Annotated in this window: 18 protein-coding genes; 14 read left to right on the forward strand and 4 right to left on the reverse strand. The window is 65.4% G+C overall.

All coding sequences use genetic code 11. The features are described 5' to 3' along the window. Nucleotides 1-60: 60 nt before the first annotated feature. Entirely contained in the window at nucleotides 61-1,113 is a 1,053-nt protein-coding gene (locus HH308_RS10645; RefSeq protein ID WP_211188394.1) for a cation diffusion facilitator family transporter, read from the forward strand. 926 nt (nucleotides 1,114-2,039) lie between these two features. Here the strand turns inward: HH308_RS10645 and pgfA are convergent. Together pgfA and HH308_RS10655 are read right to left on the reverse strand one after the other, a co-directional pair. Beyond that, nucleotides 2,040-3,866: a cell envelope lipid trafficking protein PgfA gene (pgfA, locus tag HH308_RS10650; protein ID WP_170194181.1), complete on the reverse strand. Its 1,827-nt coding sequence runs from the start codon at nucleotides 3,864-3,866 to the stop codon at nucleotides 2,040-2,042. 122 nt (nucleotides 3,867-3,988) lie between these two features. After that, complete coding sequence (locus HH308_RS10655; protein WP_170194182.1) at nucleotides 3,989-5,350, reverse strand: ABC1 kinase family protein; 1,362 nt, start codon at nucleotides 5,348-5,350, stop codon at nucleotides 3,989-3,991. 149 nt (nucleotides 5,351-5,499) lie between these two features. Between HH308_RS10655 and HH308_RS10660 the strand changes: the two genes are divergently transcribed. From HH308_RS10660 to HH308_RS10720, 13 genes are all read left to right on the forward strand, one after another. Continuing rightward, complete coding sequence (locus tag HH308_RS10660) at nucleotides 5,500-6,591, forward strand: NAD(P)-dependent alcohol dehydrogenase (RefSeq protein ID WP_170194183.1); 1,092 nt, start codon at nucleotides 5,500-5,502, stop codon at nucleotides 6,589-6,591. A gap of 189 nt (nucleotides 6,592-6,780) precedes the next feature. Continuing rightward, on the forward strand, nucleotides 6,781-8,826 hold the full coding sequence (locus tag HH308_RS10665; protein ID WP_376767212.1) for a heavy metal translocating P-type ATPase: 2,046 nt from the start codon (nucleotides 6,781-6,783) through the stop codon (nucleotides 8,824-8,826). An 83-nt stretch (nucleotides 8,827-8,909) separates the two neighbouring features. Beyond that, nucleotides 8,910-10,532: an L-aspartate oxidase gene (gene nadB / locus HH308_RS10670; RefSeq protein WP_170194185.1), complete on the forward strand. Its 1,623-nt coding sequence runs from the start codon at nucleotides 8,910-8,912 to the stop codon at nucleotides 10,530-10,532. A gap of 116 nt (nucleotides 10,533-10,648) precedes the next feature. Continuing rightward, complete coding sequence (locus HH308_RS10675; RefSeq protein ID WP_170194278.1) at nucleotides 10,649-10,918, forward strand: metal-sensitive transcriptional regulator; 270 nt, start codon at nucleotides 10,649-10,651, stop codon at nucleotides 10,916-10,918. 27 nt (nucleotides 10,919-10,945) lie between these two features. Next, nucleotides 10,946-11,152, forward strand: a complete 207-nt coding sequence (locus tag HH308_RS10680) for a heavy-metal-associated domain-containing protein (RefSeq protein ID WP_170194186.1) — start codon at nucleotides 10,946-10,948, stop codon at nucleotides 11,150-11,152. Nucleotides 11,153-11,412: 260 nt separating this feature from the next. Further along, entirely contained in the window at nucleotides 11,413-11,625 is a 213-nt protein-coding gene (locus HH308_RS10685; protein WP_170194187.1) for a hypothetical protein, read from the forward strand. 52 nt (nucleotides 11,626-11,677) lie between these two features. Then, nucleotides 11,678-13,177 carry an FAD-binding protein gene (locus tag HH308_RS10690; protein ID WP_170194188.1) on the forward strand — a complete coding sequence of 500 codons (1,500 nt, stop codon included), beginning with the start codon at nucleotides 11,678-11,680 and terminating at the stop codon, nucleotides 13,175-13,177. Between the two features lie 140 nt (nucleotides 13,178-13,317). Further along, the gene (locus tag HH308_RS10695) at nucleotides 13,318-14,421 is read left to right on the forward strand and encodes a PE-PPE domain-containing protein (protein WP_170194189.1); all 1,104 of its coding nucleotides are present in this window, start codon (nucleotides 13,318-13,320) and stop codon (nucleotides 14,419-14,421) included. A gap of 214 nt (nucleotides 14,422-14,635) precedes the next feature. Beyond that, complete coding sequence (locus tag HH308_RS10700; protein ID WP_170194190.1) at nucleotides 14,636-15,718, forward strand: Re/Si-specific NAD(P)(+) transhydrogenase subunit alpha; 1,083 nt, start codon at nucleotides 14,636-14,638, stop codon at nucleotides 15,716-15,718. Next, entirely contained in the window at nucleotides 15,718-16,023 is a 306-nt protein-coding gene (locus HH308_RS10705; protein WP_170194191.1) for an NAD(P) transhydrogenase subunit alpha part 2, read from the forward strand. The genes HH308_RS10700 and HH308_RS10705 overlap by 1 nt, the downstream gene beginning before the upstream one ends. Beyond that, the gene (locus tag HH308_RS10710) at nucleotides 16,020-17,522 is read left to right on the forward strand and encodes an NAD(P)(+) transhydrogenase (Re/Si-specific) subunit beta (protein ID WP_170194192.1); all 1,503 of its coding nucleotides are present in this window, start codon (nucleotides 16,020-16,022) and stop codon (nucleotides 17,520-17,522) included. Before HH308_RS10705 ends, HH308_RS10710 begins: the two co-directional genes overlap by 4 nt. 762 nt (nucleotides 17,523-18,284) lie before the next feature. Beyond that, on the forward strand, nucleotides 18,285-18,722 hold the full coding sequence (locus tag HH308_RS10715; RefSeq protein ID WP_170194193.1) for a DoxX family protein: 438 nt from the start codon (nucleotides 18,285-18,287) through the stop codon (nucleotides 18,720-18,722). An 818-nt stretch (nucleotides 18,723-19,540) separates the two neighbouring features. Beyond that, nucleotides 19,541-20,557 (forward strand): YdcF family protein, encoded by a 1,017-nt coding sequence (locus HH308_RS10720; RefSeq protein WP_312870527.1) that lies wholly within the window; start codon nucleotides 19,541-19,543, stop codon nucleotides 20,555-20,557. On the opposite strand, the gene HH308_RS10725 is transcribed toward HH308_RS10720, so the two are convergent. Both HH308_RS10725 and HH308_RS10730 read right to left on the reverse strand, forming a co-directional pair. Further along, a complete protein-coding gene (locus HH308_RS10725) occupies nucleotides 20,538-20,936 on the reverse strand; it encodes a hypothetical protein (protein ID WP_170194194.1) in 399 nt (132 codons plus the stop codon). The two genes, HH308_RS10720 and HH308_RS10725, sit on opposite strands and share 20 nt — an antisense overlap. 37 nt (nucleotides 20,937-20,973) lie before the next feature. Beyond that, nucleotides 20,974-21,720, reverse strand: a complete 747-nt coding sequence (locus HH308_RS10730; protein WP_170194195.1) for a metallophosphoesterase family protein — start codon at nucleotides 21,718-21,720, stop codon at nucleotides 20,974-20,976. Nucleotides 21,721-21,745: the final 25 nt, after the last annotated feature.

Consider the following 21,745-nt stretch of genomic DNA (forward strand, 5'->3'; position numbering starts at 1 on the left):
AACCTGCACGACGCCGGGCACGTTCACGATGACGGACACGCGCACTCGCACGATTCGCATATGCATTCAGGCCACGGGCACGACCACGACGAGCACGGCCGTGATCACTTGCACGGCGATGATCATTCACGCGGCCACTCGCACGGCCATGGGCATGACGACGGCCACGATCATCGGCACAGTGGTGTGATCGGCACTGTGCGGCATCTGCTGCTGCCGCACAGCCATGACTCGGCCGACCGTATCGACGACGCGATGACCAACGACCGGGTCGGCATCCGTGCGGTGCAGATCAGTCTGGTGGTCCTGGGTGTGACCGCCGTCTTGCAGCTGTTGATCGTTCTGGTGTCCGGCTCGATCGCGCTGGCCGCAGATACCGTCCACAATTTCTCCGACGCGCTCACCGCCATCCCGCTGTGGATCGCGTTCGCGCTCGGAAGTCGGAGTGCGACAAAACGATTCACCTACGGCTTCGGTCGCGTCGAAGACCTCGCCGGTCTGTTCGTGCTCGCGATGATCACGATCTCAGCGGTCGTCGCATTCGTCGAAGCCGTGCGGCGTCTCATCAACCCGGTGGAACTTCACCATCTCGGGTGGGTGGCGCTCGCGGGTGTCGTCGGCTTCATCGGTAACGAGGTGGTGGCGATCTACCGGATCCGAGTAGGGCGTCGGATCGGATCGGCGGCATTGATCGCCGACGGACTGCACGCGCGCACCGACGGTCTGACTTCGTTGGCCGTGGTCGTCGGTGCGCTCGGCGTGTGGATGGGCTTTCCGCTGGCGGATCCCATTGTCGGACTGGTGATTTCAGTTGCGATCTTCGGAGTGCTGTGGACCGCGGCGCGTGAGGTGTTCCGCCGACTGCTCGACGGCGTCGATCCGTCGATCGTCGACGACGCCGAGCGAGTGCTCGACGGAGCCGGTCTCGGGCGGGTGCATTCGCTCAAGATGCGATGGGTGGGGCATCGGCTGTACGCCGACGTCGAGCTCGACGTCGACGCGAAATTAACTCTCGCACAAGCGCATTCGATCGCCCATGACGCGCAGGCAGTGCTCGTGGAGAAGGTGCCGCACCTGACGTCGGCGTTGGTACACGCCTATCCGGCGCATTAGAAGCGGCCAGCGGTGAAAGCCGTACGCACGGTGGGTGTTTCGGGTCGGGTGCGGGTGGGTGCGTGCCCCTCGTTACACCGAAGCTCGTGCCTCGCTTCGGCACTCGGGGAGCGAGGTGGTCGACTCGCTTTCGGCACTCGGCGAGCGGGTGCGTGCGTGCCCCTCGTTACACCGAAGCTCGTGCCTCGCTTCGGCACTCGGGGAGCGAGGTGGTCGCCTCGTTTCGGCACTCGGGGAGCGAGGTGGTCGCGTCGCTTCGGCACTCGGCCTGGATCCACCGACAGTGGGTCCCGTCCGCTGGTTGAGCCGTGAGGAGCGTTAGCGACGAGCGTGTCGAAACCATGGTGAGGCAACGGATTTCGGTGAGTCTTGGCTTAACAGGACTGCAGCATCAGCGCAACCGTCGAATGCACCTGCTGGGTGCGCGCCTGGAGATCTTCACCACTGTCTGTCGGATTGCGTGCGTGCCCCTCGTTACACCGAAGCTCGTGCCTCGCTTCGGCACTCGGGGAGCGAGGTAGTTGCCTCGTTTCGGTACTCGGGGAGCGAGGTGGGTGCGTGCCCCTCGTTACACCGAAGCTCGTGCCTCGCTTCGGCACTCGGGGAGCGAGGTGGTCGTCTCGTTTCGGCCACTGGGGGAGCGAGGTGGGTGCGTGCCCCTGTAAGGAAGATGCCACGTCTGTAAGGAAGATGCCACGTCTCCGCAGTTCAGGGGTTTGACTGGACATGGCATCTTGCATTATCGCGTCCACCAGCGAAGCGGTGTCGAGGCTCGTTACACCGAAGCTCGTGCCTCGCTTCGGCACTCGGGGAGCGAGGTGGTCGCCTCATTTCGGTACTCGGGGAGCGAGGTGGTCGCCTCGTTTCGGCACTCGGGGAGCGAGGTGGTCGCCTCGCTTCGGCACTCGACCAGCGGATGCGAGCCGTCAGCGAGGTTCGCCGGGCTCCACGTGGCGTCGGACCGCCGGGCCCGCGTCGTCGCCGGGTGGCGAATAGTAGGCCGCGGCGGTGGTGTTGTAGGCGCCGGAGTGGCGGCCTTCGCGGCTTGCCTCTTCGGTCGGAATGATGGCGGTGTCGTCATCGGAGCGCTGGTCGCGGTTCGCCGTCGACCGAGCCACGTTGGACGTCTGCTCGGTGGGCTGGTCGTTCGAGTAGGCCGGTTGCGTGTAGTCGTAGGCGGCGCTCTGGGAGTCGTTCGAGCTGTAGGCCTCGGTGGTCCCGTAGTCGCCGGCGTATTCGTCGCCGAACGGGCGCTGAACTGGCGCCGGTTCACGAGCCCACGGCTCACTGCCGTAGCTCTGCGTTCCGGCGAAGCGATCGCCGCCGTAGGGATCGGTCCGATAGGGGCCGGATGCCGAGGGCTGCTGATCGGCGAAGGGTGCCCAGCCGGCGTCGTCGATGCGCTGGTGGCGACCGCTCTCGGTCAGCGACGACGTATACGGGGTGTTGGAGTAGTCGGTGGGCAGGACCGTCGTCGGCTGATCGTCGTGTTTGTCGAGGGAGACGACGCCGGGCGCGTAGCCGCCGGCTGGTCCGGGACCGTCCTGAGGATCGACTCCGGGGCCTCCGTCGCCACCGCTGGGGTCGTCGTTGTGGCCCGGGCCGACGGCGGAGTTGTCACGCTTGCGGCCGCGCAGGAACAGTGCGACCCACAGCCCGAGCAGAGCGACGCCGATCACAGCGAGCGCGATGGGCAGGTAGACGCCACCCCACTGGAGCTGCCGAACGTAGCCCGCCGCTTTGTCGGTCTGGCGGGTCACGGTTGCGGAGTCCCACTGGAAGGTGCCTTTGAGCGCGTCGAGGCGATAGTTGCGCACGGCTTCCGGGGTGTCTTCGCTCTGGTCGGGAGACATGAAGTACTGATGCTGGTCTTCGCGGCCGTCGACGATGGTGCCGGTCTTCGGCTCGACGAAGACGTGACGGGTCGCCTTGGCGTAGCGGTGCAGGGTGATCATGTCGGCGGGCTTGACGTCTTTGCCGGTGATGCCCCACCAACTCGCCGGCATGGTGAGCATGGTCCCCAGTGCCGCTTCGCCCTGAGCGTTGGGCAGATTCGACAGGTCCGTCTCGGGGACTTCACTGACGAACTCGTAGGTCGTCACGCCGTTGATGACCTTCTCGCCGGAGAACTTGGCCGCGTTGTCGGTGCGCGTGTTCAGGTCGTAGTAGAGATAATCGCGCTTCTTGACGTCGAACCCGAACTTGTACTGAAAGCCCTGCCGGGGTGCGTCGACCGAGACGTCTTTCACCGACGCGCCCTCGGGCACGGATTCGAGCTGGATGGAGGCGATGGTGCCGTTAGGCACCGACGTCTTTCGGTTCACCGAGACACGGTCGATGGTCGCGGTCAGCAGGCCGTCGCTGCAGGTGCGTTCGGCATTGGCGGCGCCGACAGTCGGGGTGGACTCCTTGCCGTCCGCGCCTCGGGTGCGGTCGATGATGACCGACTGGGCCGACTGGACGGTGGCCTGTCGGCTGTCGGAGGGATCGACGATGACGGATCGGCGCTGTTGGGTCAGCGCGGCGTCGAACTGGCGCACCTTCTTCTCGGTGAGCGAGCACCGGTCGAAGATCACGGCCGGAAAGCGGTCGTTCGTCGTGCCGTCAGCGGAGACGGTCTGCGCGTTGGACGTGATGTCGAGATCCAGGGGCACCACGCGCATCTGCGGGACCAGATAGAACGCGGTCGCGATTGCCGCCATGATGCACGCGACGCCGAAGAAGGCGGGCAGTGCGGACCACAGTCGTTTCATCGTTCTCCTTGTATTCGGGTGCGTGGTGCGCGTGCCGGAATCAACCCCGATGAGCACAACTCCGTCAAGCCTATAGGCACCTGGGTGACATTTGTGACTCCTGAGGCCACTGTTGCCAATTGTTAATTCGGGCCTCGACGACGATCTCGCTCGGCTTCCTTCATGATTCCAGCCATGTAACCGAAGATCTCCTTGTCGCCGACGGCCTTCCAGCGCGGTGCCAACAGCTTCATGTACTTCTCGACGTACAGCAACTGTTTGCCCACCAACACCAGCTCGCGGGGCAGGCGAGCGTCGTGCGCCTTGGCTACCGCGGCCATCTGGCGGCCCAGGTCGGTGTAGGACATGTCGTTGAGCGCCGTCGTCGACAGCGGCGCGGTGACCTTCTTCAAGTCGTCGCCGCCCTTCGCCGTCGATCCCGGTTTGTGCACGGCGCCGAGCAGGAAGATCGCCCGACCCGCGGAGTCGTAGTCCTTCTTGACGATCAGATCGACGACGAGCTGGCGCAGAATTCGCCTGGTCCGCGGAGTGAACCGTCCGACGATGCCGAAGTCGAGGAGCACGAGTTTGCCGTCGTCGTCGACCAGGACGTTGCCCGCATGCAGATCACCGTGGAACAGACCGCCGTGAAATGCGGAGTCCAACAGGGAAAGCAGCAGGTTGCGGCAGAGTTCGGTACCGTCGTGTCCCGCGGCACGCACCGCGTCGACGTCGTCGATCCGGGTAGCGTAGATCCGTTCCATGGTGAGCACGCGCGGCGTCGAATAGTCCCGGTAGACGGCGGGCACGCGGACGCGGTCACCGAAAGGGCCGGGTTGCAGGCAGTCGAACCACTCCTGCATCGTCGACGCCTCGTTGAGGAAATCGAGTTCGGCGTCGAGGCCGTCGGCGAAGTCTTCGACGACGTGGCGCGCGCTGAGCATCTTCCCGTAGTCGGACAGTTCGACGATGCCTGCGACGCGTTCGAGTAATGCGACGTCGGGGGCGAGGCGTTTGGCGATCCCCGGCCGCTGGATCTTGACGACCACCTCTTCGCCGGTCGGCAGCGTCGCGGTGTGCACCTGGGCGATCGACGCCGAGGCGATCGGAACGGGGTCGAATGTTGCGAACACCTCGTCGGGCGTTTTGCCGAACTCGCGGCGGAAGACCTCGGCGACGTCGTCGGAGTCGGCGGGAGTGACCTGGTCGAGTAGTGTTTCGAATTCACCGGCCAGGGTGTCGCTGAAGACGCCGGGGCTCGACGCGATCAGCTGACCGAGTTTCACGTAGGTCGGGCCGAGGTGCTCGAACGTCTCGACCACCTCGTGCGCGGCCCGCTGCGCCGATGGAAGTTTGCCGTGCAGCGCATCGTCTGCGGTGTGCAGGGCGAACCGCCCGACGCCGGCGGCCGTATGCGTCAACGCCGACGCGAGCCGTGCCACCTCGGATACCGGGGACACCGCGGGCAGCGTCGAACGCTCACGGGACTTAGACTGTGTACTCACCGTGGGAGATTCTAATGCCGCTGACCGGCCGCGATGTCAATCCGAGCAGGTTGAGCTGTGGAGTCTGCCACCTCGTCGGGTGGAAGTGAGCCAAGACATAGGCGCATTCGGTGACACGCGTCTCGATGGGGCGTGGGAGTGTGGAACGCATGTCGAATACCTCCTCCGATACCGCTGCCCGCACCGTCGCCGCCTACGCCGCCACCTCGGCCGATCGGCCCCTGGCCGCGACGACGATCGAACGTCGCGCGCTCGGTCCCCACGACGTCCGGATCGACATCGCCTACTGCGGTATCTGTCACTCCGACATCCACACCGCCCGCAGCGAATGGGGGCCGGCGCCCTATCCGGTGGTTCCCGGACACGAGATCGCCGGAATCGTCGCCGCAGTCGGAGCCGAGGTGACCAGGTTCAAGGTCGCCGAACGTGTCGGTGTCGGGTGCCTCGTCGACTCGTGCCGCGAGTGCGCCTCCTGCCTGGCCGGTGAGGAACAGTACTGCGAGCGTGGCTCGGTGGGTACCTATGCGGCGCGCGGCCGCGACGGTGAACTGACGCAGGGCGGGTACTCGACCGAGATCGTCGTCGATGAGAACTTCGTCTGCTCGATCCCCGAGGGCATCGGGCTCGACGTCGCGGCGCCGCTGCTGTGCGCGGGGATCACGCTGTTCTCCCCGCTGCGCCATTGGAACGCGGGCCCGGGTAAGCGCGTCGCGGTCATCGGGCTGGGCGGGCTGGGCCATATGGGAGTCAAGCTGGCGCACGCGATGGGCGCCGAGGTGACCGTGCTGTCACAGTCGCTGAAGAAGATGGAAGACGGTCTGCGGCTCGGAGCCGACCACTATTACGCCACCGGCGACCCGGAAACCATTCGCGCACTGCGCAATTCGTTCGATCTGATCCTCAATACGGTGTCGGCGAATATCGACATCTCCAAATACCTCGGGCTGCTTGCGATCGACGGCACGCTCGTCGAACTCGGACTTCCGGAGAATCCGATCGACGTGAAAGCCGGTGCGCTGCTCCGTAATCGGCGGAGTTTCGCCGGCTCGATGATCGGCGGGCTCGCGCAGACGCAGGAGATGCTCGACTTCTGCGCGGAGCACGGCGTCGGCTCCGAAGTCGAGGTGATCTCGGCCGAACAGATCAACGACGCCTATGACCGGGTGGTCGCGAGCGACGTGCGCTACCGATTCGTCATCGACATGGCGACTTTGGGCGGGGAGTCGGAGGGGCGGTCTTGATTTCTGGCTGACCGAGCGGCGGCGTGGGGGTGACCATGCCGCGGGCCTTTGTGGGTGATCGAGTGGCGGCGTGCGAGCACAGCGAGCCCGCCGGCACATCGAGATCTCGCAACTCGACCGCTCGAACAACAGCGGGGCGAACCACGCCTTGACCAATACCCCCTAGGGGTATACAACGGTGGCATGGACATGACGACCCATGATCACCCTCAGCACCAGATGCCCGGGCCACATACTGAGCACAACCACCACGCCGCGCACGCCGGTGCTCATACCGGACATGCGGGCGGTCACGCCGACCACGCCGCGCAGTTCGGCCGGCTCTTCGCGATCATGTCGGTGCTCGCCGTCCCGACTGTGTTCGCGAGCATGATGTTCGCGTCGATAGTCGGCTACGACCTTCCCGAATGGCCTTGGTTGCAATGGGTTTCGCCGATCTTGGGCACGGTCATGTTCGGCTGGGGCGGCAAACCGTTCCTCGTCGGCGCGGTCGGGGAGCTGCGCGGCCGCAAGCCCGGCATGATGACTCTGATCGCGTTGGCGATCAGTGTGGCGTTTGTCGCGTCGTGGCTCGCGGCGCTCGGCGTCGTCGCGCACGACCTCGACTTCTGGTGGGAGCTCGCCCTGCTGATCGTCATCATGCTCGCCGGGCACTGGATCGAGATGCGCTCACTCGCGATGACCACGTCGGCACTCGACTCGCTGGCGGCGCTACTGCCCGACGAAGCCGAGCGCCTCGACGGCGACGTCGTCGAGACGGTTGCGCCGACGGACTTGCGGATCGGCGACGTCGTGATCGTGCGGCCGGGCGGTCGAGTGCCCGCCGACGGTGAAATCATCGACGGTGCAGCAGATTTCGACGAATCGATGATCACCGGCGAGTCGACGCTGGTGCGTCGGGCGCCAGGTGACGTCGTGGTCGCGGGCACCGTCGCGGCAGACACCGCGGTCCGCGTCCGTATCGCCGCGGTCGGCGACGACACCGCGCTCTCCGGCATCGCACGCCTCGTCGAGCAGGCGCAGAATTCGACGTCGCGCGCACAACGTCTCGCCGATCGGGCGGCGGGCTGGCTGTTCTGGTTCGCGCTGGCGTCGGCGGCTATCACCGCCGTCGTGTGGACCGCGCTCGGGCAGCCCGACAATGCGATCATCCGGACGATCACCGTGCTCGTCATCGCCTGCCCGCACGCGCTCGGTTTGGCCATTCCACTCGTCGTCGCCATCGCGACCGAACGGGCGGCCAAGATGGGTGTGCTCGTGAAAGACCGTGTGGCCCTTGAGACTTTGCGGAACGCCACAGTCGTGCTGTTCGACAAGACCGGCACCCTGACGCGCGGCGAACCGGCCGTCGTCGACGTTCGCGCGGCGTCGGGGTGGAATGTCGACGACGTGATCGAATTGGCCGCCGCAGCGGAGCGCGACAGCGAGCATCCGCTGGCGCGGGCCGTCGTCGACGCTGCCGAGCTGCGAAAGCTGCGGCAGCACAAAGCCTCTGGCTTCGTTGCGAACGCGGCCGTCGGGGTGCAGGCCACTGTCGACGGCCGCGACGTCGCCGTCGGTGGACCGAATCTTCTTGCGCAGGAATCGCTTTCCGCACTCGATGAAGCCCAGGAGTGGATCGACGGAGGCACTACCGTGCTGCATGTCGTGGTCGACGGTGAGATCGCCGGTGCCCTGGCGTTGGCGGATGAGATCAGGCCGGAGTCCGCCGAAGCGATAACGGCGTTGCGTGCCAAGGGAATCGAGCCGGTCATGATCACCGGCGACGCGCCCTCGGTCGCTCATCGGGTCGCGGCGCAGCTGGGCATCGACCGCGTCTACGCCGGGGTCCGGCCGGAGGACAAGGAGTCGAAGGTCGCGCAACTCCAGTCGACGGGAGCGACGGTGGTGATGGTCGGCGACGGCGTGAACGATGCCCCGGCACTCGCCCGCGCCGACGTCGGGGTGGCCATCGGCGCCGGAACCGACGTCGCCATCGGATCGGCGGGCGTGATTCTGGCCGGCGACGATCCGCGTGCGGTGGTGTCGGCCATCAGCCTGTCCGCGGCGTCGTATCGGAAGATGAAGCAGAATCTCTGGTGGGCAGCGGGTTACAACCTGGTGGCGGTTCCGCTGGCGGCGGGCGTGCTCGCGCCGATCGGCTTCGTGATGCCGATGGCGGTCGGGGCGATCCTGATGTCGGCCTCGACGGTGATCGTCGCGCTGAACGCCCAGCTCCTGCGGCGTTCGCGGTAGTCGATCACCGCCAGGGGCTTGAACTGTCCGCACCCCTCGGATAAGTTTTCGATTGACAGTCGAAAACTCTGGAGGTGGTTGGCATGGGCAAGCGCGCAGACGCCGACCTGGTGGTCATCGGTGCGGGAATCGCCGGACTCACCGCGGCACTGTCCGCGGCGTCGGCGGGCCTGCGGGTCGTCGTGCTCAACAAGGGGCCGCACTGGAAACCAGACCGCCACGAGCAGTCGACGTCGACCTTCTACGCGCAGGGCGGCATCGCAGTCGTCGAGCCGGACAACCCGGAAGACTCTATTGACCTGCATGTTTCCGACACCCTCGCGGCCGGTGCCGGGCTGACCGACGCGGATGCGACACGACCGATCGTCGCCGACGCCTGGCCTGCCATCGTAGAGTTGGTTGCCCGCGGCGCGGACTTCGACCGTGATGCAGACGGCGCCTTCCGCCGCACCCGTGAGGGCGGGCACAGTGTGCGCCGCATCATTCACGCAGGCGGCGACGCCACCGGAGCGCAGGTGCAGCGTGCACTCGGGCAGGCGGTGAGCGCGGCGTCGAACATGGCGCTGACCTGTATCGACGATGCTGTGGTCACCGATCTACTGCTGGCGGACGGAACCGTTGTGGGGGCGACGTACCGCGTCGCCGACGCCCCTGACGTCCACGCCGTCTACGCCCCGACCGTCTTGCTCGCCACCGGTGGGGCGGGGCACCTCTACGCGGCCACCACCAATCCGGCGGGTGCCACCGCCGACGGCATCGCGCTGGCGCTGCGGGCGGGCGCGCTTGTCGCCGACCTCGAATTCATCCAGTTCCATCCGACGATGCTCTACGTCCCCGGAGCTCGCGGCCGGCGCACCCTCATCAGCGAGGCGGTGCGCGGCGAGGGCGGACGGCTCGTCGATGCGGGCGGCGAATCGGTCACGGCCGGTGTGCATCCGATGGGTGATCTCGCTCCGCGCGACGTCGTGTCGCGGGCCGTCGAGGCGTCGTTGGATCGCAGCGGCGACGACTGCGTCTTCCTCGACATCTCCGACGTCGACGACTTCGAGCGGCGCTTCCCGACGGTGACCGCCGGAATCCGAGCCGCGGGGCTCGCCGACGATGGTGACATCCGGTCCGCTCCCGGCGCCGGTGCTGTGCCGCAACGGATTCCGGTGGTCCCCGGCGCGCACTACCTGTGTGGCGGAGTGGTGGCGACGCCGTCGGGGCAGACGTCGGTGCCGGGTCTGCTGGTGGCAGGCGAGGTGGCCCGAACCGGATTGCACGGGGCCAATCGCCTGGCGTCGAACAGCCTGCTGGAGGGGCTGGTGATGGGGCGCAAGGCCGCAGCGCAAGCCGTCCGACGCCGGGGGATGCCGGTCGTCGAAGTGGCGGTACCCAGCGTCGGGCAGCGGGCGGCGCTGGACCGGAAGTCATTGCAGGACTTGATGTCTGGTTCGGTCGCTCTTCGACGCTGCGCGGACGGCCTGGCCGAGGTCGCGGCCGTCCTCGATGCTGCGCCGCGACGTGCGATGGGGTCGGTACACGACCTGGAAGACGCCGCGCTCACGCTGACCGCTCGGGCGGTGGTCGCGGCTGCGCTCGCGCGTCGAGAGTCGCGCGGGTGTCATTCGCGGACCGACTATCCCGATACCGATGCGACCGGGGTGTCGCGCACATTCGGGTATGACGGCTCGGTGGTCGCCGAGGCGTGCGCTGTCGTCTGACGTGATGGTTGCTGATACCCCCTAGGGGTAGCAATTCCGTCTTGTCGCGTGTATACCTGTAGGGGGTATATCGGAGGCAAGGAGGCGACGTGACCGAGCATTCACATCACGGCTACATGGGCGAGAAGGACGCATACCTGCGCAGGCTGCGCAGGATCGAAGGGCAAGCCCGTGGGCTGCAGCGCATGGTCGAAGAAGAGGCCTACTGCATCGATATCCTCACGCAGGTCAGCGCGATGACCAAGGCGTTGCAGGCGGTCAGCCTGGGCCTACTCGAAGACCACATGAATCACTGCGTCATCGACGCCGCACGAGAAGGCGGCGACGCCGGGCGCGACAAGATCGACGAAGCCATGGAAGCCATTGCGCGCCTGGTGAAGTCGTGATTTCCCACAGTCGGAAAGGAATCTGACATGACCATCTCCAATTACACCGTGACCGGCATGACCTGCGGGCACTGCGCTGCGTCGGTTCGCGAGGAGATCTCCGAGATCGACGGTGTCACCGACGTCCAGGTCGACGTGAAGACCGGCGCAGTCGCGGTGTCCAGCGAGTCCGAGCTCGACGCCGACGCCGTCGCCACCGCGGTCTCCGAAGCGGGCTATCAACTCGTGCGCTAACCTCATCGATTCGGATGCCGAGACGAGCGATTCCTGCGATGAGTGCCAGGCGGCGTTCGAGCTTATCGAGCGTGGCTACGGGTCGTGCTCCGTCGGGAAAATCGGGAAAATAGCTGGTCACCGGGGGCGAATTGCCCTCGGCGACCCGGTATTCGGACGGTTTTCTCCCAGCCCAGCGCAACCGCCCTGATCCCGAAGCGAACTGCGCCGTCGCGACTCGACCGGTGCGGCCATAGGTCGACAGTGTCAACGATCGCGGCTTGTCAGTCGCGCGGGCGTCGATATGCGACGGCCTGACCTCCTGGCAGGTGACGCGACGCATCGGCGGTGTCGCGGATATTGGAAAGTGCTCTCCTGCAACGGGTCTGGTCTTGCATCTGCCGACGGTGACCTATTGCGAGATCAACTATCCCGACCGGTCGAATCCGCTGATGAAATATGCGGGGCAGCTCCCGGCACCGCCGGCCGGCTGATCGCTTCACCGAAGAACTAGAACATGTTCTACTACTGAGCTAGGCTGTCGGCATGAGTGACGCGCAGCCCGTAGGCAGCACAAAGACCGAGCTACCGCCGTTGATCGGCGCCGCCGACGTCGACGAGTACACCGACGAGGTGGACGTGCTTGTTGTCGGGTCGGGTATCTCCGGCGGTTGTGCCGCCGTGGAGGCAGCGCGCGCTGGCGCGAGAGTGCTGCTGATCGAACGGGCTGCGGAGACCGGTGGAACCACCCGGCTCGCCGGTGGTCACTTCTATCTCGGCGGCGGTACCGCCGTCCAAGAGGCGACCGGCCAGCCGGACTCCGCCGAGGAGATGGAGAAATACCTCACCGCGGTATCGCTGGAGCCCGAGCCGGAGAAGATTCACGCCTACTGCGTCGACAGCGTCGAACATTTCAACTGGCTCGAAGCCCTCGGGCTGAAGTTCGAGCGCAGCTTCTATCCGGAGAAGGCGGTCATCCAGCCGGGCACACAGGGGCTGATGTTCACGGGCAACGAGAAGGTCTGGCCGTTCAAGAACATCGCGGTTCCCGCGCCGCGTGGCCACAAGGTGCCGGTTCCCGGTGACACCGGCGGTGCGTCGATGGTCATCGATCTGTTGATCGCCGAACTCGACCGCCTCGGAGTCGAGGTGCGCGTCGACACCGGTGCGCGCAATCTCATCGTCGACGCTTCTGGACGGGTCGTCGGGGTGAAGTGGCGTCGACCGGGAGCCGAGGGCTACATCAAAGCCGGGGCGGTGGTGATCGCCGCTGGCGGCTACGTCCTCAACGAAGACATGGTCAACGAGCACGTGCCGCAGCTGGCGAACCAGTCCTACACGCTCGGCACCACCTACGACGACGGATTGGGCATCCGGCTGGGGCAGTCGGCTGGTGCGGCCGTCAAACACATGGACCAGGCCTTCATCACCGCGCCGGTCTACCCGCCGTCGATCCTGCTCACCGGCATAATCGTGAACAAGAACGGAAAGCGGTTCGTCGCCGAAGACAGCTACCATTCGCGCACCGCGGGATTCGTGATGGACCAGCCCGACAAGAAGGCGTATCTCATCGTCGACGAAGAGCACCTCGAGCGGCCCGCGTTCCCGCTGGCGCCGTTCATCGACGGTTGGGAGACCGTCGAGGAGATGGAGACCGACCTCGGGATTCCGGCCGGCAACCTGGTCGCGACGCTCGACGCCTATAACACCGACGCTGCGCGGGGCGACGATCCGGACTTCCACAAGAGTGCGGAATTCCTTGCGCCGCAAGCGAATGGGCCGTGGGCGGCATTCGACATGAGCCTCGGAAAGGCCATGTACTCCGGATTCACCGTCGGCGGGCTGGCGACGACCGTCGACAGCGAGGTGCTCGACGCCGCCGGAGCGCCCATCGTCGGGTTGTACGCTGCCGGAGCGTGCGCGGCGAATCTCGCTCAGGACGGCAAGGGTTACTCGAGTGGAACGCAACTGGGCGAGGGGTCGTATTTCGGTCGTCGGGCGGGGCGGCACGCTGCGGCGCTGGCGGTCGCACCGGCGGTAGCCTGACTACTCGCGGGTAGCTTGACCAGCGGTTATTTCGTTTCGCAAACATTTGTACTTCATTTGGATGAACCTGGCCGGTCGACCTAAAACTGATGCTGTGAATGTGCTGACAACTCCTTAGTCTCAGAGGTGTGAAACGTCTGATGGTGGTTGTAGTCACGCTGGCGGTGTCCGTCTCGAGTGTTTTGGCGGGTACCGCGAACGCTGCGAGCGGGCGCCCGCCGGTGAAGGCGCCGCTTCCGGCGTTCGTCGCAGACATCGGATCCCCCGACGCCCAGGTACTTCTGATTCCCGGGACCGGTGATCCCACCGGCATCGACCAGGTTGCCCGAACCTACCGCTGGTGGGGCAATCGACCGGTGCAGATCATCGACTATCCGGCGTCGTTCGGAGTGATCGTCGGGACCAAGATCCTCAACATCATCGGCGTCGGAACCTACAACAGTTCGGAACTGACCGGTGAGCACAAGGCGGCGCTGGCGGCTCGCGCGGCGTTGCGAGCCGGGCGGCCGGTGATCATCAACGGGTTCTCGCAAGGGGCGAATGTTGCGATGAACGCCGCATACACGCTGACTCACGAGGGGGCGATCGCGCCCGGCAAACTCACCGTCGTGCTCGGCGCCGACCCGCGATTCCCCAATACCGGACTCGATACGGTCGCACCCAGCCTCCTCCCGGGCGTCGCCACCGACGGGCCGCGCGACCCCGCGGACCTCAAGGGCACCAAAGTGATCTCCTACTGCATCAGGGGCGATTCGGTGTGCGGACTCGCGAACCCGATTGCCGATCCGGCCGCGGCGGCGCTGTACTTCGTGCCGGGCTATTACGTCCACGCGTTCATCTATCCGCAGGTCGGGAAGTTCAAGCAGGTCAAGAATTGGCGCGACGGCGACACCCGCTACTACGTCTACGACGGCGGCAACCCACTCGGCATCATGCTCCGCGATCTGGGCGTACCGGTCGGGAAGAACTTCGACGACGCCGTATCCAAAGCGGTTCCGGTCCCCATGCCCGGCGACGTCGCGACGAACAACGGCAAACCGGTGCCGACGCCGCGGATGCTGCAGGAGCAGCTGTATCGACGACTCGGACTCCAGCTACCACTGACCGACCCCGACAGCATCGCCCGTTCGCGACGCCAAGTGCGCCCGGTGCGAATGGCTCCACCGACCAGAACTCCTGGCAAGCGCGCTGCCGTCGAACGTCTTCGGGTGACCACGCCGTCGATGCGTGTGGGGGTGCGATAGCCTACTCGCGGGTAGGTGTGTGACGGTCCCCACAGGAACCTTATTACTTGATAAGTCCCGTGCTATGTTCATGCCACATTTTCGATCAAGGTGGCAGCCAACTGGTTGCACTACCGCGTGTCGCAGTCGTTTGAGGGCTGCACCGCAGTACTGCGAGCCAGTACTTCGGCCGTAGCAAGATCTTCGCGACGCGCAGCCAATCAAAGGTGAGGTTATGAGCGTCGGTGTCGTGCGCGAGACTGCCTCGGGAGAACGCCGTGTGGCGTTGGTCCCGAAGGTCGTCGAAACGCTTGTTAAGAAGGGTGTCCCGGTCGTCGTCGAATCGGGTGCCGGGCTGGGGGCGCTGATCCCCGATGAGCTGTTTACCGCCGCCGGTGCGACGATCGGTGACCCGTATGGCGCCGACGTCGTGGTGCGGGTTGCGCCACCGGCCGACGACGAGATCGCCAAGCTGCGCGGCGGGCAGAAACTGATCGGCTTCTTGGCGCCCCGCAATGCGGACAACAAGATCGGTGCGCTGTCGGCTGCCGACGTGGAAGCCTATGCGGTAGAGGCGATTCCGCGTATTTCGCGCGCACAGGTGATGGACGCGCTGAGCTCGCAGGGCAACGTCTCCGGGTACAAGTCGGTCATCGTCGCCGCTGATCTGTCGACGCGATTCTTCCCGATGCTGACCACCGCAGCGGGCACCGTCAAACCGGCGACCGTGCTGGTTCTGGGCGTCGGCGTTGCCGGACTGCAGGCGTTGGCCACCGCCAAGCGCTTGGGAGCGCGGACCACCGGCTACGACGTTCGGCCCGAGGTGGCCGAGCAGGTGCGCTCGGTCGGCGCGCAGTGGCTCGATCTCGGCATCGACGCCGCCGGTGAGGGCGGGTACGCCCGTGAGCTGACCGCGGAAGAGCGGGAGAAGCAACAACAGGCGCTCGAAGATGCGATCAAGGGTTTCGACGTCGTGATCACCACCGCGTTGGTGCCTGGACGTCCCGCGCCGCGACTGGTGACGGCTGCGGCGGTCGAAGGCATGAAGCCGGGCAGCGTCGTCATCGACCTCGCCGGTGAGACCGGCGGCAACTGCGAGCTGACCGAGCCGGGCGAGGTCGTCGTCAAACACGACGTGACCATCGCATCGCCGCTGAATCTCCCCGCGACGATGCCCGAGCATTCCAGTGAGCTGTATTCGAAGAACCTGTTGGCGCTCATCGAGTTGATGCTCGACGACAACGGCGTGATCGCACCCGACTTCGATGACGAGGTCATCGCAGCGGCCTGTGTGACCCGCGAGGAGGCGAAGGCCTGATGTACACCGACCTGTTAGCGAATATCGCGATCCTGGTGCTTGCCGGGTTCGTGGGTTTCGCAGTCATCTCGAAAGTCCCCAACACCCTGCACACCCCGCTGATGTCGGGAACCAACGCCATCCACGGCATCGTCGTGCTGGGCGCATTGGTAGTGCTGGGCAAACTGCCGGCCGACGCCAACTGGGGCGTGCGCATCATCGCTTTCGTCGCGCTGGTCTTCGGAACGCTCAACGTCGTCGGTGGCTTCGCCGTGACCGACCGCATGCTGGGCATGTTCAAGGGTAAGAAGGAGGCCGCCAAGTGAGCGCGACCCTGCTGAGCGAGGGCGCTGTGGTTTCCGAAGCCCTCGGATATGGCGTGACGGTGCTGTACATCGTCGCTTTCTCCCTGTTCATCTACGGTCTGATGGGGCTGACCGGCCCGAAGACCGCGGTACGCGGCAACTGGATCGCAGCCGTCGGCATGGGGATCGCGATCGTCGCGACCCTGCTGGGCGTGTACAACTCGGCGGGCGACGCCGGGGTGCCTGCGATCAACTGGGTCCTGATCGTCATCGGTCTGGCCGTCGGCGTGGCGCTCGGTATCCCGCCCGCGCTCAAGACGAAGATGACCGCGATGCCGCAGCTGGTCGCGCTGTTCAACGGCGTGGGCGGCGGAACCGTCGCATTGATCGCCTGGGCCGAGTACATCGAATACCACGGATTCACCACCGTGCCCGACGTACCCAGCGTGCACGTCATCGTCGGATCGCTGTTCGCGGCGATCATCGGTTCGGTGTCGTTCTGGGGATCGCTGGTCGCCTTCGCCAAACTGCAGGAACTGCTGAATAAGAACCTCGAACGCAAGCTCGTCGCGGCCGCCAAGGGATTCCAGCTGGCCAACATCGTGCTGGCGATCGTCGCGATCGGCATCGCCGTCTACATCGGCGTCAAGGCAGGCGCCGGAGACGGGCCGACTCCGTGGTTCTGGATCGTCGGACTGCTCATCGCCGCAGGTGTGATGGGTCTGTTCGTGGTGTTCCCGATCGGTGGCGCCGACATGCCCGTCGTGATCTCGCTGCTCAACGCGATGACCGGTCTGTCGGCCGCGGCCGCGGGTCTTGCGCTGAACAACCAGGCGATGATCGTCGCCGGCATGATCGTCGGCGCATCGGGCTCCATCCTGACCAACCTGATGGCCAAGGCGATGAACCGGTCCATCCCGGCGATCATCTTCGGCTCCTTCGGCGGTGGCGACGACGCCGCGGCCGGCGGTCCGGGCGCAGCAGGTGGAACCGTCAAGGCCACCTCGGCCGCCGACGCCGCGATCCAGATGGCCTACGCCAACCAGGTCATCGTCGTGCCCGGCTACGGCCTGGCCGTCGCACAGGCTCAGCACGCCGTCAAGGAGATGGCGTCGCTGCTCGAATCCAAGGGCGTCGAAGTCAAGTACGCGATCCACCCCGTCGCCGGACGTATGCCCGGCCACATGAACGTGCTGCTCGCCGAGGCCGACGTGCCGTATGACTCGATGAAGGAAATGGACGACATCAACGGTGAATTCCAGCGCACCGACGTCGCCATCGTCATCGGCGCCAACGACGTCACCAACCCGGCCGCCCGCAACGATCCGTCGTCGCCCATCCACGGCATGCCGATCCTCAACGTCGACCAGGCACGCTCCACAATCGTGCTCAAGCGCTCGATGAGCTCCGGCTACGCGGGCATCGAGAACCCGCTGTTCTTCGCCGACGGAACGTCGATGCTGTTCGGCGACGCGAAGAAGTCGGTCGACTCGGTTATCGAGGAGTTGAAGGCCTTGTAGTTTCGGCTCTTCAGTGTTGTTCGACGACGGGTCCGGGCGTTTGTCCGGGCCCGTCGTTGTTTGTTTCCGCGGCAGTAATTCAGTTCGACGGCGGTGGTTGCCGCCATAGTTGTTCGACGAACGTGGCGCGGGGGATTGCTGCAGCCGAGAAGCGGTGACGTGGGGAGCAAATCCTCACGTAAACAATGCCTTTCACGGCAACGATCCACGGAAGTCGAGTTCCGAATGGGCGCAGATGAGCAGGTTGGGGGGCTCTGCCGAGGAAGACCAGGTCACGCATCCGACGATGCCCGCGTCGTCATCGCTCGTCCTCCCGACGACGGTGATGAGCTCCCGCCGCTGTCACTCCCACGGCGGTCCTTCCCACTGCTGTCACTCCTACTGCGGTAGCTGCGTGCCACTGCAGTAACCGAACTCCGACGGCAGCAGCTCACTCTCACGGCAGCAGTTCACTCCCACGGCGGTGGTTCGCTCCCACTGCGGTAGTCACCGCCGTATTTTCGGGTTACCGCCGTAGTTGTTCGACGAACGTAGCGCGAAGGGATTACCGCAGCGAGCAGCCGAGATGTGCGGAGCAAATCCTCACGTACCGGTTGCGTGGGGCGTTGTCGGCATCGCTGTGCGAATTCGTTGGTGTGCGTTTCGCTTGTCGCTGCGACTCGTTTGAGGATGTTGGGTTCCGGGGCGATGAGTTTTTCTCGCGTGCCTTGTCTATCCCTGTGAAGCCGCTTCCAAAGCCCGCTACTCATCCAGGAGCACATCATGACCACCTTCTCGCCCGCCGAAATCGCCGCCGCCGTTCCCGTTGACGAGGCACCTCGCCGAAGCCGGGCAAACATCGCCGGCATCGTGATCAGCGTCCTCGTCGGCGCGTTCCTCATCTTCGACGTCGTCGGGAAACTCACCCGACCGCAGGCCGTGATCGAGGGTATGGCCAAGCTCGGATTCCCCATCGAGCAGGCGACTGTCATGGGCGTTGTCCTGCTGACTTGTGTTGTCGTATATGCCATTCCGCGCACCGCGGTGCTTGGCGCGCTGGGCATCACCGCCTACCTCGGTGGCGCGGTCACGGCGAATATGCGCATCGACGCGCCGCTCGGCAGCACGATCCTCTTCGCCGTCTACCTCGGGGTGTTCATGTGGATCGGGCTGGTCCTGCGCCGCCCCGAACTGCTGAAGGTCGTCGGCCTTCGACGCTGATTGCCGATCTCGGCTTCGGCCAGAGCAAATGGGGTCGCCGTCGGCGACCCCATTGCTGTGTTGAGCGGGCTGGGAGTCGTCGGCGGCGGACCTGTGCTGCTGTCGCGTGAGTGTGAGACTCGATGCACAGGTTCGGCGCGGCGTGCACTGCGGTGCTCGAATTGCCGCTGCGGTAACTCTCAACGCTGCGGTAACCAGCGCAGTGGGAAGGGTTACCGCAGTTGCGAATTGACTGCCGCCGCTCGACGTGGATACCGCCGTCGGGGCGTCGGGTCGCCAGACCCGTCTACTTCGGATACAACCACTCGCTACTTCGACTCGTTTCTCGCTCAGCACGGCGTCTCGCTTCGGCACCCGGCCTGGATCCACCGGTGGTGAACTCATTTCGCTGGTTGAGTCGGTCCGAGCGCCGTGCTGAGCGAGGCGCTAGCCGAGTCGAAGCGACCAGCGTGTCGAAACCACGTTGGCACAACGACTTTCGATGATGCGCGCCAATATCGTCGATGTCACCCGGCAAGTGACGCGTGTGCACCCTACGGGTGCACACGCCTCGATGTTCGATTCCATCACAGTTCGACACTTGCGTCACCGTCAAATGCATTGTGGTACAGGGGTTTCGACACGCTCGTCGCTAGCGCTCCTCGCGGCTCAACCAGCGGATGGAGTGTCCGGACCGGTGAAACCAGGCTCAACCAGCGGAGGGAGTCAGGTCGCCTCCGGTAGTCGCGGCAATTCGCCGGCCGAACCGCGTTGCTGCGTTATCGAAGTGTCATACGGATGGTCTCTGGTCGTTGCCAACCACCCATAGTGTTACGCAAGTGACTCAAGTGAACCGCGGTAGGCGCTTCAAAGTGGTGGCCGTCGGCACGGTCGTCGCCGCAGCGGTCGGCGGTGCGGCCGTCGGAGCCCTCCCTGTCGCGCAGTCGACGTCGATCACGCACACCGCCGATTCCATCGATGCCGGGAAGCTCTACAACTCCGCGCAGAAGAAGTTCGAGGCAGGCGACGTCACAGGTGGTCTCACCGACCTGGCCTCGGCGGTCAAAGTAGCCGGCAACGACGCCGATATCCTTGCGCTGCAAGCCATCTGGTCAGACCAGGTCGACGATACGACAGCCCGCAACACGGCCCTGACCAAGCTGGCCTCGACCAATGCCACAGCGGCGGCCACGGCCCGCAACATCATCGACGGCGTCACCGCGGCGGCCGCGCTGGTGCCCGACGCCAGGCCCAAGAATGTAGTCGGGCAGACCGCGATCGTGATCCTCGGCGGCGGAGTCGCCGGCGGCCTGTCCGCTCCCGAACTCGTCAACCGACTCACCGTCGGCGCCGAACAGGCCAGGATTGCGGCGTCGGCACCGATCATCGTCAGCGGCGGTGCGCCGAAAGGGAGCGCCGCCGCAGCATCCGGGATGCGAAAGTGGTTGATAGGCAAGGGAATATCTGCCAGTAGGATCGCGACGGACGATGCATCGACGTCGACCGTCACCAGCGCCCAGAATACCGCGGCCATCCTCAAACTACGCGGCGTCTCCGACGCGGTCTTGGTAACCTCACCGAACCAACTCCGCAGTGCCGCCGCGGATTTCGCCGGTGCGGGACTGAAAGTCGCCGCAGCGGTTACCACTTCGACCGACCTGAGCAAATATGCCACCCCGCTGACAAAAGATCAGCAGAAGGGCATCCGGCTCGAATCGACAAGGGCCGCAAAGATTCCGGCCAGCAAGACCGAGGGTCTGCTGTTGCCGGGCTCGCTGCCCGACCCCGGCCCCGGCTTGATCACCGACATCGGCGGCAAGATGATCGAGGGACTGTTCACGGGAAGCAAGGGGTGAGCACCCCGTCCTGATTGTCTCGGCTGGCGCGGTACGTCACCGCCAGCGTCAACTGGGCGATGATCGTCGTCAGCCCCAGCCCCGCGGTCCGGGCACCGATATCGCCGCTGCGCCACAGCAATCCGATACCGACGAGGTCGGCGGTCGATGCGGCCGCCACGACGTCGATCTGACGATCGGCGTCGGCGCCTTCGGAGCGCAGCAGGATGGCGCCGAGGGTTGCTTCGCGGGTCGCGATCAGGCGCGACAGCATCGTCATGCCGGGACGCTCGTCGGGCGAGAGTCCGAAGATCTTCGCGGTGAGCCGGGGAGCCAGCCAGACGGCGAGAAACGAGAGACGGAGGAAGGCGAGGGAGCGGCGGGCGGTGTCTGCGGTCATGCTGCGCAGACTAACATCAATAGTTTTTAGGCAGCTGTCATTCGCCGGTGGCCACCCGGAAATGCGTTGCCAGCCGGTCGTCGTCGAGTAGGTGAAATGCGACCGACGGCGGCTGCGTCGGGTCGATCACGCCAGCACCTTCGAAGGGAAGCTTGAGCGTCGACGACACTCCCGGCGCCAAGCACAGCGGCTTACCGGCGAACGACGTCACCGCCGCGGTATGGGCGTGACCGCATACCAGCCCGACGATGTTGGGGTGCGACCGAACGAGATCTGCGAGGCGCTTCTCGCCCGTCTGCCGAATGACGTCCATCACAGGCATGTGCAAAATGACGGGAGGATGGTGGAAGGCGAGCAGAATCCGCGTCGACGACGACACCTCGCGAATACGCGTGTCGATGAAGTCGAGAGTGTCGTCGGTGATCAGGCCGCTCGACGAGTCGGGCAGGGAACTGTCGACGGCGACGATCCGCAGGTCACCGGAATCGCCCGCCCGCGCGGCGACGTCGAATACCGAGTTCTCCGGACGCCCGACGATGTCGAGGTATGTCGGCAGGTGGTCGTGATTGCCGATTGTGGCGATGGTCGGCAGCGGGGTTCGGATCGTCGCCAGGAACTCGCGGTATTGGTCGGGGGAGCCGGTGTCTGCGATGTCGCCGGTGATCAGCAGGACGTCGATGCCGTCGGCACATCGATTGAGGTAGTCGACGGTGATCTCATTGCGGCGCCGGTTGTACTCGGTGCCGTTGAAATGAAGGTCGCTGATGTGGGCGACGACGAACATGCAACCAGGCTATCGGAGACACGCC

The organism is Gordonia asplenii (genome assembly GCF_012933505.1).
Classification (GTDB): Bacteria; Actinomycetota; Actinomycetes; order Mycobacteriales; family Mycobacteriaceae; genus Gordonia; species Gordonia asplenii.